Here is a 14,727-nt window from a genome sequence, read left to right on the forward strand (position 1 = left end):
CATATGTGGGGGCGCCAGGACCTGCCCCGGCAGCGGCCGGGGCAGGCGGTCGCTCACTGGGCGCCGGGCCTGTGCTCGGTGATGCAATGGGCTGTCAGGAGCCCTGATGCCGCGGTGAGGACGGCGGCGGCGATGACGGTGGCGTTCAGGCCGAGGGCGTCGGCGAGGATGCCGGCGACAAGGGCCCCAGCGGCGTAGCCGATGTCCCGCGAGAAGCCGTACTTGTGCGCAGTGTTGATCCGCCAGGTGGGGTCCTGGTGACGGGGCCATTCGGACAGTCGCGGCCGACCTGCCGCGATGCCGCTGCGGGTGTCACGACCCAGAACCAGGTGGCTGTAAGTGAAGGCTCGCGCGGCGTGGGCTGTGATGACCGAGAGCGGACGTCCACGGATGCCGCAGCGGGGCGAGCCGGGCGATGACGCCACCGTCGACGTTCCAGGGCGCGCCGGTCACCCAGTCCGTCTTGCCCGATATGAGGATGGCAGGGCAGTCACTCGAAGCAGGACCAGTTCGCGGTATTCCGGGGCTATTTCGAATTCGGTACAGACCCGGCTCAGCAGTCCGTTCCGCTCTGTTGCGAGCGGGAGGTTTCGTAGCAGCACCCGGCTGATACCGATCAGCCTCACTGGCGGCCGTCGACGAGCAGGTTCGTGGCAGCCGATGCTGCGGCTTCCGCCAGGGCCGCTGCGCCGACCAGGCCGGAATCGGGACCCAATGCGGCCGGAACGGCACGCAGATGATGCAGAAAGGGCATCGCCGCGTAGCGTCGCAGATGGTGGTTGAGCGGAGAGAAGAACACGTCGCCTGCCTGGGCGACGCCCCCACCGACCACGGCGATGTCGATCTCGACCAGTGCCGCCGTGGCGGCGATACCGGCTGCCAGGGCGCGGGCCGCACGGTCGAACGCGGCGACAGCGGCCATGTCACCGGCTCGGGCCGCTGTCGCGACCGCTGATGCGTCCGCTGTCGCGGGCGGCCTCCAGCCGAGTGAAAGCGCGTGCCGCGTGATGGCCGTGCCGCTGGCGATGCCTTCCAGGCAACCACTCGCACCGCACGGGCAGGGTTCGCCGCCGAAGTCGACGCTGATGTGCCCGAGGTGACCGGCGTTGCCGGTGAGGCCGTGGCGCACTTGGCCGTCGAGGATTAGACCGGCCCCCACGCCCGTAGACACGACCAGGCACAGTGCGTTCCCGTGGCCGCGCGCGGCACCATGGCGGTGCTCGCCTGCGGCCATGGCCACCGCGTCGCCCGCCAGCACGACAGGCCTGTGCGCCAGCGCCGGATGTGCGCTGACGGATTCGACGAGCGGGAAGTCGCGCCAAGCGGGGATGTTGACGGGGCTGACGGATCCGTGCGCCAGGTCGACCGGGCCGGCGCTGCCGATCCCCAATGCGCGAACGTCTTCCCACTGCGGGGCGGCGGCCAGGCCGTTCACCACCTGGTACACGGCGTCGAGAAGTGTGTCCGCGGATTCCTGCGCCGGGGTGGCGTGGCGCACGTGGTGGACGAGGGCGCCGGCCGAAGTGACGAGCGCTCCCGCGATCTTGGTCCCTCCGATGTCAAGGGCAGCTATCAGGACATCGTCCGGGGACGGGGCGGCGTGTCGATGACTACTCATGGTGATGACTCTCCGAAGGGCGATACGTACAGCCGAGGTAAGACGACGTCACATCGGAGCATGCCTATGACAACGATGTCCAGAGCTGTGCGCGCCTCCTTCGGGTGGGGTGCTAGGAGTGGGTTGCGTTTAGTCAATATTTAGTAAAGATGCAGATCAGGGCAGTGGAAATCAGCAAACTCGATCTAGACCGGTCTATGGACATTGCCGCGAAGTTACGTCTACGTTGAGCGCTCATCAGGCCGGGGCCTCGGAGCCCGATGCGACGTTCCCCCGAAGCCTGAAGTCGACATTTCGCGATGAGAGGCGGCGGGGATGCGGAGAAGTTGGGTGACTCTCGTGGCTGCGACCATGGTGGCGGCCACGGCCTGTAGCGGTCAGGGAGGCGACGAGCGTGGCGAAATCGCCGCTCCGCCGAGTGATCCGGCGAAGGTGGCGGGCGAGATTACGGTGCTGACCAACAGGACGGACCAGATATCCGACGGCACGCTGGAGAAGTACGCCGCCGAGTTCCGCAAGGTGTACCCGGGTGTGAAGGTCAAGTTCGAGGGTCTGACCGACTACGAGGGCGAGACCAAGATCCGGATGAACACCGACAAGTACGGTGACGTCTTGCTGATCCCCAACTCCCTGTCCGTCGAGCAGTACCCCACCTTCTTCGCCCCGTTGGGCAAGGCCGACGAACTGTCGGCGAAGTTCGACTACACCGACCACGCCACCGTGGACGGTCAGGTCTACGGCCTCGCCAACATCGGCGTGGCCAACGGATTCGTCTACAACAAGGCGGTCTGGGCGAAGGCCGGCATCACGGACTGGCCCGCCACGCCGGAGGAGTTCGTCACGGATCTGGAGACGATCAAGGCGAAGACCGGCGCCGTCCCGTACTACACGAACTACAAGGACGGCTGGCCACTGACCAACTGGACGAACGCCATCGGTTCTCCCGAGTGCGACTCCGGTGCCTACGACGCGCTGGCGAAGACCGGGAAACCCTGGGCCGAGGGTTCGGACCTGTACACGATCGACAAGCTGCTCTACACGATCGTCGAGAAGAAGCTGAGCGAACCCGACCCCACCACGACCAACTGGGAAGACTCCAAGGCGCAGATCGGGACTGGCAAGGTCGCCTCGATGTGGCTCGGTTCCTGGGCGATCTCCCAGATGCGCGCCGCGGCGGAGGCGGCCGGTGAAAACCCTGACGACATCGGGTTCATGCCGTTCCCCGCGCAGAAGGACGGGAAGTTCTGCTCCGTCCTGCGTCCCGACTACCAGTACGCGGTCAACGTCCACTCCGACAAGAAGGCCGCCGCCCGCGCGTGGATCGACTGGTACATCACCAAGTCCGGCCAGGCCGCGGCCGAAGGATCCATCTCCTCCGTGAAGGGTGCCCCGCTGCCCGACACGCTGAAGGCGTTCGCCGACAACGATGTCACCACCATTCCGCAGCATCAGAAGAACCGCGCCGAGGTCAACGAAATCGACAAGGCGTCGGAGATCGGGATCACCGCGCAGGACTACCGGCAGAAGCTCGTCGACGTCGCCCGCGGCGCGGCCGACGGTGACATGGACAGCTACTTCGGCGAATTGAACGGGAAGTGGTCCGAGGCTCAGCAGACCCTCGGCGGCTGACCGCGCCACGGCACGGCGAGAACGCTCGCACACCCGTTCCGGACGTACAGGGACCCCAGGTGCCCCGTCGCTCGCCGTGCCGTCACCGCCCGATACGCCCGACCGGGAACCCACCACGAGGAACCATGAGATGACCGCTGCCCAGAAGACCCGCGCCCCGGCGCACGCCGTCGGCCGGCGAAGTGCTCCGCCTCCCGAGTCCGGCGTCGGCCGGCCACGTACCGGCAGGCGCCGCCGTGTCGCCGTCCTGACTCCTTGGCTCTTCCTGGCTGCACCGCTGACGCTGCTGGTGATGTTCACCTACCTGCCGGTGGCCGACATGATCGGTTACAGCTTCACCGACTGGGACGGGGTCAGCCCCACCCGCTCCTTCGTGGGCGGGGAGAACTACACCGACCTGGTGACGCGGCCCGCCCGGTTCGAGGTGTTTCTCGTGAGCGGCTTCTACCTGGCGGCCTCCGTCGTGCAGATCGCTCTCGCCCTGTACTTCGCCACGGTCCTCAGTTTCAACACCCGGTTCCGCAACCTGTTCAAGGGCCTGCTGTTCTTCCCCTACCTGATCAACGGGGTGGCCGTCGGGTTCGTGTTCCTGTACTTCTTCCAGCCCGACGGCACCCTCGACACACTGCTGCGCCTGATCGGCGTGGACGGCAAGCACCTGTGGCTGGGTGACCCGGACCTGGCCAACCCCTCGCTGGCCGGGGTGTCGGTGTGGCGCTTCATGGGGCTGAACATGGTCCTGTTCCTCGGTGCCATCCAGTCGATCCCGCCGCACCTGTACGAGGCGGCGCAGCTGGACGGGGCGAACCGCTGGCAGCAGTTCCGGCACATCATCGCGCCGAGCATCAAGCCCGTCATCAGTCTGAGCTTCATTCTTGCCGTGTCCGGCTCCCTGGCCGTGTTCGAGATCCCGTACATCATGACCGGCGGCGCCAACGGCACCGAGACCTTCGTCATCCAGACGGTCAAGCTCGCCTTCCAGTTCGACAAGGTCGGTTTGGCCTCGGCGTCGGCCGTTGTCCTGCTGGTCCTCATCCTGCTGATCACCTGGGTCCAGCGCCGGCTGATCCCCGAGGAGAGGGTGGAACTCTCGTGACCACCGGCCCCACTATTGCCGCCAGTCCGCGCCGCGACCGCAGTGGCCTGTCCAGGACCGCCGTCACCCTGAAGTACCTGTCCCTGCTGCTGGCGTCGGCCGTGGTCCTGGTGCCGCTCTGCGTCGTCGTGCTGACCTCGCTGAAAACGCGGTCGGAGATCGTGAACGACGGCCCGCTGTCGCTGCCCGGCGACTGGTTCAACTTCGCGAACTACGCGACCGCCTTCGAGCAGGGCGCGATGCTGCGGGCGTTCGGCAACACGGCGTTGATCCTCGTGGTGTCCACCGCCGGGACCGTACTGATCGGCTCGATGACCGCCTACGCCATCGACCGTTTCCGGTTTCGTCTGAGGAAGCTGGTGACGGGCCTCTTCCTGCTGGCCTCGCTGGTGCCCAGCGTGACCACGCAGGTCGCCACCTTTCAGGTGATCGACGATCTGGGTGCCTTCAACACCCGCTGGGCACCCATCCTTCTCTACAGCGGTACCGACATCGTCTCCATCTACATCTTCCTGCAGTTCATCCGGTCGATTCCCATCTCCGTGGACGAGGCCGCGCGCATCGACGGCGCCAACTCCTGGACGATCTACCGGAAGATCATTTTTCCGATGCTGCGGCCGGCCGTCGCCACCGTCGTCATCGTCAAGGGCATCGCCGTCTACAACGACTTCTACGTGCCCTTCCTCTACATGCCCGATCCCGAACTCGGCACCATTTCCACCGCCCTGTTCCGCTTCAAGGGCCCGTTCGGCGCCCAGTGGGAGACGATCTCCGCCGGCGCGATCCTGGTGATCGTGCCCACCCTGATCATCTTTCTGGCGCTGCAGCGCTTCATCTACAGCGGCTTCGCGGCCGGTTCCAGCAAGTGACCCGCCCGCCTACCGCGCCCCGCACCACGTCTTACGAGGAGTCCCGCATGAAGGTCCGCACCCCGCTCTCCCAGGGCTGGACGCTGCGCCTGAACACCGACCGTCACACACCCGAGCAAGCGCCCCCGGGGCTGGCCGGGACCGCTGTGCCGGCGCAGGTGCCCGGCTGTGTCCACACCGACCTGATGGCGGCGGGCCTCCTGGCCGACCCGTACCTCGACCGCAATGAGGACGAGGTGGCCTGGGTGGGCCGTGCCGACTGGACGTACACGACCGAACTGCCTCGGCGGGACACCTCCTTCGAACGCGCCGACCTGGTCTTCGACGGGCTGGACACGGTCGCAGCCGTGCACGTCGGCGGCCGGCTGCTGGGCCGTACCCGGAACATGCACCGCTCCTACCGGTTCGACGTCACCGAGCTGCTGACCGACGGACCCGCGCTGCTCGAGGTCGCCTTCACCTCCGCCTACACCGAAGCCGAGGAGGTGCGGGCGGCGCTGGGGGAGCGGCCCAACTCCTACCCGGAGCCGTTCAACTATGTCCGCAAGATGGCCTGCTCCTTCGGCTGGGACTGGGGCCCCACGCTGGTCACGGCCGGCGTGTGGCGCGAGGCGCGGATCGAGCAGTGGTCCACGGCCCGGCTGGCCACGGTCCGTCCGCACATCACCGTCGCCGAGGACGGCACCGGCGTCGCCGAGATCGTCGTCGAACTGGACCGCACGGCTGCCGGACGTGACCGTGCCCTGCGGCTGGTCGCCGCGGTCGGGGGCACGTCCACCGAAATCGCCGTCGCACCGGGGGAGAACACCGCCACGGTGACGGTACGGGTCCCGGACGCGGCACTGTGGTGGCCGCGCGGCTACGGCGATCAGCCGCTGTACGGCTGCACAGTCGCTCTCAGCGATTCTGACGGCGGCGAGGCCTTGGACACGTGGGAGCACCGCATCGGCTTCCGCACCATCGAGCTCGACACGTCCGCGGACGCCCACGGAAGCGCGTTCACCCTGGTCGTCAACGGGACCCCGGTCTTCGCCCGGGGAGTGAACTGGATCCCCGACGACGCCTTCCCTGCCCGGGTCACCACCCAGCGCTACCGCACCCGCCTCATGCAGGCCGCGGCGGCCGGCGTGGACCTGGTGCGCGTGTGGGGTGGCGGCGTCTACGAGGACCGGGCCTTCTACGACGTGTGCGACGAACTGGGCCTGATGGTCTGGCAGGACTTCCTGTTCGCCTGCGCCGCCTACCCCGAGGAACAGCCGTTGCGCTCGGAGATCGAGGCCGAGGCCCGGGAGAACGTGGTTCGGCTGATGCCCCACCCGTCGCTGGTTCTGTGGAACGGGAACAACGAGAACCTGTGGGGGTTCGCCGACTGGGAGTGGGAGCAGGCCCTGGCCGGCGACTCGTGGGGCGAAGGCTACTACCTCGGTCTGCTGCCGCGTGTCGTGGCACAGACCGACCCGACCCGCCCGTACTGGGCGGGCAGCCCCTGGTCGGGCTCGTGGGACCACACACCCAACGACCCCGATCACGGCACCGCGCACTCGTGGGAGGTGTGGAACCGCCGTGACTACAGCGACTACCTCACCACCGTGCCGCGCTTCGTCGCCGAGTTCGGCTGGCAGGCACCGCCGACGGTCGCCACACTGGAACGAGCCCTGTCCGAACGGCCGCTGACGGCGGACTCGCCCGGCATGCTGCACCACCAGAAGGCGGAGGACGGCAACGGCAAGCTGAACCGGGGCCTCGCCCCGCACTTCACGCAGCCGGCCGCATTCGACACCTGGCACTACCTGACCCAGCTCAACCAGGCGCGGGCCGTGGCCGCAGGCGTCGAGCACTGGCGCTCCCACTGGCCCCGCTGTGCGGGCACGGTGCTGTGGCAGCTCAACGACTGCTGGCCGGTCACGTCCTGGGCGGCGATCGACGGCGACGGCCGTCTCAAGCCCCTCTACTTCGAAATGCGCCGGCTGTACGCCGACCGGCTGCTGACGATCCAGGACCGGGATGGTGCACTGGTGCTCGTGGGCTGCAACCAGGCAGCGGCGGTCTGGGACACCACTGCGACGGTCCGTCGGATCGGTGCGGACGGAACGGTGCTGGCCAGTGCCGAGGTCGCGCTGAAGGCCGCAGGACGGGAGGTGGCGCTGGAAAAGCTGCCGGAGTCGGTCGCGAACTTCGGTGACGTGCAACGAGAGTTCCTCCTCGCCGACGCGGACGATCTGCGTGCGGTGCACTTCCCCAGCGCGGACCGGGAGTTTGCCTACCCCAACGCTTCCTACGAGGTCCGGGTCAGCCCGGACGGCGTCAACGCCGCGCTGATCACGGTCACGGCCGGCACGCTCGTACGGGACCTGCTGCTCCAGGCCGACCGCCTGGACGCGCACGCCCGCACCGACCACGGCCGTGTGACGCTCCTGCCCGGCGAGAGCATGACGTGGCGGGTCACCGGCTGGGCACAGCCGGATGCGGAGGCCGCCCGCGCGGCGCTGTACAGCGTCAACGGAGGCGGAGAAGTCCGTGAATGAGGGAAGGGCACGCCGGCCCGGACGCGTCACGATCACTGACGTGGCCGCCCGGGCGGGTGTGTCCCGCGGTGCGGTGTCCCTGGCCTTCAACAACCGGCCTGGCGTATCGGAGGCCACGCGGGAACGCATCATGGCGGCGGTGGCCGAGCTGGGCTGGGTGCCGAACCAGGCCGCGATCAAGCTGTCGGGTTCGGCGACCGGCGCCGGGGACACGGTCGGCCTGGTCGTCGCCCGCCCTGCGCGGCAGCTCGGGCTTGAGCCCTTCTACATGGAGTTCATCTCCGGAGTCGAGTCTGTTCTGGAGGAGCAGGGGTGTTCGCTGCTGCTGCACCTGGTACGGGACACGGACCAGGAGATCGCCGTCCATCGTCAGTGGTGGCAGTCCCGCCGGATCGCCGGCTCCATCCTGGTGGACATCCGGCAGAACGACCCCCGGATCACCGAACTGGCGACGATCGGGCTGCCGGCCGTCGCTGTCGGTCACCCCTCCCTGACGGGCGACTTCACGTCGGTGTGGACCGACGACGAGACCGCGGTACACGAGGCGGTGCGCTACCTCGCCGCCCTCGGACACCGGCGGATCGCACGGGTGGGTGGTCACCCGACGCTCGGCCACACCATGATCCGTACCGCTGCGCTGAACGCGATCGTGGCGGAACTGGGCCTGGAGCCGGCCCGCAGCCTCACCACCGACTACTCCGGTGAGCAGGGCGCAAGGGCCACCCGGTCACTGCTCGCCTCCCGGGAGCGGCCCACGGCGATCGTCTACGACAACGACATCATGGCCGTCGCAGGTCTGTCCGTGGCCGCCGAGATGGGCCTGAGCGTGCCGAAGGACATCAGCCTGATCGCCTGGGACGACTCCCAGTTGTGCCGGCTCACGCACCCGAACCTGTCCGCCATGAGCCACGACGTCTTCGGCTTCGGCGCCGACGTCACCCGTCGGCTGTTCGACGTAGTGCACCGTCGCAATCCCTCGTCGGGCCCCGCCGCGACACCCGTCCTGCTGCCCCGCGGCAGCAGCGCACCCCCGCAAGACACCACCGGCTGACACAAAGCCACGGGACCGGGGGCCCGGGCTCTGGCTGCACCCCGGGCCCGGGCCCCCATGCCCTGCTTCTCTTCCGTTGCCTCCCCTTGAGCCGAAAGGCAGGTTTGCCGTGCCCCGAAACCGCCGAAGAACCCTCGCTTCCCTCCTTGCGGTGAGCGCCCTCGTCACCGCCGCCACCGCCTCGTTCCCCGCCACCGCCGGTCCGAGCGGCCGGAGCGCCGACGCGTTCGTCCAGCGCGACGGGAGCACGCTGACACTTCAGGGCAAGCCGTTCCGCTTCGCCGGCACCAACCTGTACTGGCTCGGTCTGGACGAGAACGTGGGCGGCGTCGACCACCCCACCTACTTCCGGATCGATGACGCGCTGAAGACCGCACGCGCGATGAACGCCACCGTCGTCCGCTCCCACACGCTCGGCACCTCCCTGGGCTGCCCGAAGTGCATCCAGCCGGAGGCGGGCGAGTTCAACGAGGACGCGTTCGCGCCCATCGACTACGCCATCGCCCGGGCCCGCGCCTACGGCCTGAGGTTGATCGTCCCGCTCACCGACCAGTGGGACTACTACCACGGCGGCTACCCCACGATGGCGAAGTGGCTCGGTCTGAAGGAACCGAAGGACTTCTACACCGACCCCCGAGCCAAGGCCGCCTACAAGGACTACGTCCGGCACGTGCTCGACCACGTCAACCCGTACACCGGTCTCGCTTACAAGAACGACCCCACGATCATGTCGTGGGAACTGGGCAACGAACTGAACGACATGACCCGCGACTGGGTCGACGAGATGGGCGCCCACGTCGGCAGGCTCGCGCCCCGCCACCTCATCTCCGCCGGCCGCCAGCAGGGAGTCGACGCCGCGGCCCTCGCATCCGACGAGGTCGACATCGTCGACGTGCACTACTACCCGTCATCGGCCGGCGCCATGACCGCAGACGCGGCACGCGTCACCGACCGGGGCAAGGTCTACATCGCCGGGGAACACGGCTCGGACAGCCTCACCGCGGCCGACGCGCTCGCCCTCGCCGACGAACCTGACGTCACCGGAGTGCTCTCGTGGTCCCTGTTCGGCCACGCCGACGACCACGGTTACGTCCAGCACGACGACGGCTTCACCCTGCACCACCCCGGCGACACGGCCGCGATGCGCACCGACGTCCTCGCGAACGCGGCGCTGGCCAAGGTCATCGCGGGGGAGAGGCAACTGCCCGCCGTGCCCGTCACCCCGCCCCTGATCACCGCCGTCACCAAGCAGTCCGGCATCAACGAGATCGCCTGGCGCGGCACCGCCGGCGCCCACACCTACCGCGTCCAGCGGTCGGTGAAGGGCGCACGCGGACCGTGGACGACGCTCACCAAGACCCCGATCACCGACAACGACGCGCCGTGGCTGGACGCCACCACCCCCAACAGCCGCGCCTGGTATCGGGTGACCGCGCTCGACCGGGCCGGACGTGTTCTCGCCACCTCCACCGCCCTGGACGCCGGCCCCGGCCAGGACATCCGGATCGACCCGCTGCAGAGCTGGGCGCACACCTCCGCGCACAGCGACAGCCTGACCCGCACGCCCGACGGTGACGGCATCCAGGTCGCTCCACGGCCCCGCCACGAGGGCCGGATCGCGTGGGAGACCCGGCGTCCGCAGGAGATCACGGCCCGGTTCGACACACGCGGGCGCGGCGGTCTGCCCACCGCGCAGATTACCCGGGACGGAACCACCTGGACGCCGGTGAAGCCCGCTGTGTCCACGACCCGCGGCGGTACCCTGCTGCGCATCGAGCCCCCGCGTGAGACGGTCGGCGTCCGGCTGGTGTGGGCCGCCTCGTCCCGTCCGGCACCGCTGACCGGCGTCACCCTCGCCGAGGAGGCGGCGTCCACCGCGACCACGGCACCCGGTGCATTCCAGCAGAATCCGGAGGACGGCGCGACCGGGGTGTCCGTCACCGCACCGCTGACCTGGACGCCAGCCGAGAACGCCGCGCACTACTCGGTGACCCTCTCGGCGAAAGCGGACCTGTCGGACCCTGTCATCGACGTCACCGGGTTGCGGACCACCAGCTACGCCCCACCCGTCAACCTCCGGCCCAACACCACCTATCACCTGCGGGTCACCGCCGCGAACGGCGCCGGTACTCGCACCGCCGACGGTGCCCCTACCCGCTTCACCACCGGAGCACTGACCGTCGACGACTTCGAGGACTACCCGGACGGCGGGGCGCTGACCGCGGCGTACGTCCGCAACACGGGCGGCGGCCCGGTAACCGTCTCCCTCGACGGCGAACACGCCGACCGGGAAGGCCGCGCCCTGCGCGCCGCCTACGACCCGGGCACCCCCGGCTACGCGGGGGTCATCCGCTCCCTGCCCACACCCCAGGACTGGGGCGGAGCCCGAAACCTGCGCCTGTGGGCTCGCTCGGACGGCACCGAGGAACAGAGCCTGACGGTCCAGTTCGTCGCCGCCGGCATCTACTGGGAGAAGACGGTCCCGCTCACCGACACCGACGGCGCGATGGTCACCCTCCCGCTCGCGGACTTCACCAATCCGCCGTGGGCGACCAAGGGCCCGCTCGACCTCACCTCCGTCACACAGATGTCCTTCTACTTCAATGGCAAGGCCGGCACGGCCTGGATCGACTCGATCACCGCCACGGACTGATCCCACCCCGTCCTGCCGGGCACGGCTTCCCTGAGCCCTGCCCGGCACGAGCCCGCCGCCCTCGATCGTCGAGGGCGGCCCTTCACGTCTCCCGGAGAGAACCATGACCGCAATCGCCGCGCTGGCCCCCGTCGTGCGCGCCTACTCCTGGGGGTCACGCACCGTGATCCCCGCCCTGCTCGGACAACAGCCCGACGGGGAACCCCTGGCCGAGTTGTGGTTCGGCGCGCACCACGCCGCTCCGTCACCGCTCGTCGGCCGGCCCGGAACCCCGGATCTGGCGGCCGCGATTGCCGCCGACCCCGTCGGCGAACTGGGAGAGGCGAGCCTCGCGGCCCATGGGCCGCACTTGCCGTTCCTGCTCAAACTGCTGGCCGCCGCTCGGGCACTCTCGGTCCAGGTGCATCCCACGCGCGAGCAGGCACGGGCAGGCCACGACCGCGAGGACGCGGCCGGAATACCGGTCGACGCCCCCCACCGCACCTTCAAGGACCGTAACCACAAGCCCGAACTGCTGTACGCGCTGGGACCTTTCGAGGCACTCTGCGGCTTCCGCGAGCCGGCCTGTACAGCCGATCTGCTCGACGCTCTTTCCGTGCCCGGACTCGAACCGTGGGCGGCCTCGCTCCGCTCCCGCCCGCAGAGGGACTCCCTCGGGCACACGCTCCAGGCGGCGCTGACCGCGCCACGACGCCTGGTGCGCGCCGTCGCCGACGCCCTGCCCGCGCTCGCCGGGTCGCCCGGCTCGTGGAGCTCGGCCGCCGCCGCGTACGCCACCGTGGCCGCCGACTTCCCCGGCGATCCCGGCCTGCTCGCGGCACTGCTGCTCAACCATGTCAGTCTCGACGCGGGGGAAGCCCTGTACGTGGCGGCGGGTGTGCCGCACGCCTACCTGCGGGGGACAGGCGTGGAGATCATGGCCAACTCCGACAACGTGCTCCGGTGCGGTCTGACTGACAAACACGTCGACACCGCACTCCTGAGTGGGATCGTCGACCTGACCGCTGCACGACCATCTGTCATACGTGCCTCACCGACGGGGGTGAGGGGTGAGGCACACTATGCCTCTCCGGCAGCGGAGTTCGCCCTGTCCCGCGTCGAAGTGGGCGCCGAGGCCGTGTGCCTGACCGACGCCGGACCGCAGCTGCTGCTCTGCCTCACCGGCGAAGCGCTGCTGGAAGCAGGACCGGCCTTGGCCGCGGGTGCTGCCGCGTTCGTCCCGGCTGGCTCGCCCTGTGCGGTGTCCGGTGCGGGAGCGGTGCTCTACCGGGCTCGGGTGCCCCTGGGCGGCGTCTCGTGAGGCTCGCGACGCGGGTCTGGGGGGAAGGCCCCCGCACAGCCGTACTGGTGCACGGCATCATGTCGGACTCGCGCGGCTGGAGCCGTGTCGCCCCGGCGATCGCCATGCATGGTTACCGGGTCGTCGCCGTTGATCTGCCGGGCCACGGAGCGAGCGTTCCCGCCCCGGTCTACACACCCACCGCACTCGCCGCAGACCTGCTCGACACCCTGCCCCCGGCGCCCGACCTCGCCATCGGTCACTCACTGGGCTCGGCCGTGCTGCTGCTCGCCGTGCCTCGACTGCGCTGCGCCCGCGCCGTCCACTGCGACCCCGCCTGGGTGCCCCGGAACCGGGACCTGGAGGCCCTGCGCGCCGGCAAACATGCCACCTGGCGGGAGTTGCGTGCCGCCCATCCCCGCTGGCACGACGACGACATCACCGCCGAGCAGCAGGCGCTCGCCACCTGGGACCCCGCGTCCGTCACCTCGCTCAAGCACCTGCCCGGCCTGCCGAAGCCCCCGGATGTTCCCTCACTCGTCGTGCTCGCCGGTCCCAGTGAGCGGATCTCGGCGACTCATGCCATGGCGTTGAGCCGCCGCGGCTGGCATGTACGCACGGTGGACGGTGCTGGGCACACCGTCCACCGTGATGATCCAGCCGGGTTCCTCCGGGCGCTTCACGGCTGGCTGTGACCGGCGCACCCCGGCAGGCTCGGCCGCGCAGCGCCCGCTCCGGGCGTCAGGGCAGCACGACCTCACCCTGGTTCAGCACACGGGGGTGGAAGTACGCCGCCTGGATCTCGGCGTTCGTGTTGTTCCCTCGCAGCTGTTCCGACCACATCATGAACCACGCCCACCTGGTCTGACTGTTGAGCAGTGCGGCGTTCGGTACTTTGCCCATTTCCGCAATGGCCATGGGCTTTGTCCCCGCAATGCTCTGCATCTGCTGGTAGTCGGCGGAACTGGGGTGGTTCTTGTACCAGACGTCCAGCGAGACGACATCCACGTACTGGTTGCCCGGGTAGTAGTTGCTCCAGCCGCCCGCCGGATTGTCCTGCACGTTCCACACCCAGATCAGATTGTCCAGCCCTTTCGTCCCGGCGAGGTAGTCTCGGGTGATCTGGTAGAGGCGCGCACTGCCGTTGGCTCCGGGACGGTTTCCCCACCAGTTCCACGATTCGTTCATTTCGTGCAGTGGCCGGAAGAGGACCGGAACTCCCGCGTTCTTCAGTTGCTGGAGGTAGGGGACGACTTCGTCGAGGCGCCGCTTCCAGGCGTTGTTCAGGACGCTTCCCTCGGTGATGATCTGCGAGAACTGGGCGTTGGAGATGTTCGACTTTACGCCGCCTTCGAACGCGCAGGTGCTACCCCCGGTCGGGGGGCAGACATGCCAGGTGAGGGTGACCAGCGAGCCGTTCGCCCACTCGGTCTTTGCCTGGTCGATCACGCGCTGGCGGTTGGCCACGTCGGTGGCGTTGAACATCAGGTCTCCGCCCCACAGGCCGGGGTATTGCCCGGTCACGTCCTTGACCTGCTGCGTGTACTGCCCGGGCGCGGAAGCCGGCTCCTTGTTGTGCTGACCGGAAACGATATGGTGCCCGGAAATGGAGCGCAGATAGTTCAGCACCGTCTGCTTGGGGGTGGGGGGGAACGCCTGCGCGGATTCCGTCGCAGGCCAGACAAGGATTGCTGCGGCGGCCGCGACAGCCACGACGAAAGCGACGCAGTGCCTCGTTCTTCTCATGGGCATTCCATCTTTCATGGTCGAACGGAATTCACTTCGCCATCAAGGTGGCCGCTGCGGAGGCGGTCGTCAATGGGATGGACTGCCTTCGGCAACTACCGGGCGGCATCCTTTACTTAACGTTTCCTGAACGCCGTCGAGAAGGTGACTTCTTATGCCCAATGCGCGGTTTTGTGTTGCAGCTCGACGGTCGGACTTCCTCGTATGCCCGCGCTGTGCGTAAGGTGCGGACCGCCCGTCGGCAACCATCTGCCCGGCGTC

The 14,727-nt window shown here is 68.7% G+C and carries 11 protein-coding genes; 8 read left to right on the plus strand and 3 right to left on the minus strand.

All coding sequences use genetic code 11. The features are described 5' to 3' along the window. Positions 1 to 53: 53 nt before the first annotated feature. Positions 54 to 425 carry a hypothetical protein gene (locus GL259_RS37885; protein WP_208026380.1) on the minus strand — a complete coding sequence of 124 codons (372 nt, stop codon included), beginning with the start codon at positions 423 to 425 and terminating at the stop codon, positions 54 to 56. Positions 426 to 622: 197 nt separating this feature from the next. Next, on the minus strand, positions 623 to 1,618 hold the full coding sequence (locus tag GL259_RS00280; protein WP_159528150.1) for an ROK family protein: 996 nt from the start codon (positions 1,616 to 1,618) through the stop codon (positions 623 to 625). A 315-nt stretch (positions 1,619 to 1,933) separates the two neighbouring features. On the opposite strand from GL259_RS00280, the gene GL259_RS00285 reads away from it, so the two are divergent. The 8 genes from GL259_RS00285 to GL259_RS00320 all read left to right on the plus strand — a co-directional run bounded on the left by GL259_RS00285 (position 1,934) and on the right by GL259_RS00320 (position 13,415). Then, positions 1,934 to 3,247 carry an extracellular solute-binding protein gene (locus GL259_RS00285; RefSeq protein ID WP_159528152.1) on the plus strand — a complete coding sequence of 438 codons (1,314 nt, stop codon included), beginning with the start codon at positions 1,934 to 1,936 and terminating at the stop codon, positions 3,245 to 3,247. Between the two features lie 130 nt (positions 3,248 to 3,377). Continuing rightward, positions 3,378 to 4,343 carry a sugar ABC transporter permease gene (locus GL259_RS00290; RefSeq protein WP_125503539.1) on the plus strand — a complete coding sequence of 322 codons (966 nt, stop codon included), beginning with the start codon at positions 3,378 to 3,380 and terminating at the stop codon, positions 4,341 to 4,343. Between the two features lie 14 nt (positions 4,344 to 4,357). Then, on the plus strand, positions 4,358 to 5,212 hold the full coding sequence (locus GL259_RS00295) for a carbohydrate ABC transporter permease (RefSeq protein WP_243762163.1): 855 nt from the start codon (positions 4,358 to 4,360) through the stop codon (positions 5,210 to 5,212). A gap of 47 nt (positions 5,213 to 5,259) precedes the next feature. Next, complete coding sequence (locus tag GL259_RS00300; RefSeq protein WP_159528154.1) at positions 5,260 to 7,737, plus strand: glycoside hydrolase family 2 protein; 2,478 nt, start codon at positions 5,260 to 5,262, stop codon at positions 7,735 to 7,737. Positions 7,738 to 7,777: 40 nt separating this feature from the next. After that, a complete protein-coding gene (locus GL259_RS00305; protein WP_279578612.1) occupies positions 7,778 to 8,788 on the plus strand; it encodes a LacI family DNA-binding transcriptional regulator in 1,011 nt (336 codons plus the stop codon). A gap of 151 nt (positions 8,789 to 8,939) precedes the next feature. Next, positions 8,940 to 11,441 (plus strand): carbohydrate binding domain-containing protein, encoded by a 2,502-nt coding sequence (locus GL259_RS00310; protein ID WP_159528158.1) that lies wholly within the window; start codon positions 8,940 to 8,942, stop codon positions 11,439 to 11,441. A 103-nt stretch (positions 11,442 to 11,544) separates the two neighbouring features. After that, positions 11,545 to 12,741 (plus strand): mannose-6-phosphate isomerase, class I, encoded by a 1,197-nt coding sequence (manA, locus tag GL259_RS00315; protein ID WP_159528160.1) that lies wholly within the window; start codon positions 11,545 to 11,547, stop codon positions 12,739 to 12,741. Between the two features lie 47 nt (positions 12,742 to 12,788). Further along, complete coding sequence (locus tag GL259_RS00320) at positions 12,789 to 13,415, plus strand: alpha/beta fold hydrolase (RefSeq protein WP_347814599.1); 627 nt, start codon at positions 12,789 to 12,791, stop codon at positions 13,413 to 13,415. Positions 13,416 to 13,461: 46 nt separating this feature from the next. On the opposite strand, the gene GL259_RS00325 is transcribed toward GL259_RS00320, so the two are convergent. Next, the gene (locus GL259_RS00325; RefSeq protein ID WP_243762141.1) at positions 13,462 to 14,433 is read right to left on the minus strand and encodes a glycosyl hydrolase; all 972 of its coding nucleotides are present in this window, start codon (positions 14,431 to 14,433) and stop codon (positions 13,462 to 13,464) included. Positions 14,434 to 14,727: the final 294 nt, after the last annotated feature.

The sequence above is a fragment of the Streptomyces sp. Tu 3180 genome, assembly GCF_009852415.1.
Classification (GTDB): domain Bacteria; phylum Actinomycetota; class Actinomycetes; order Streptomycetales; family Streptomycetaceae; genus Streptomyces.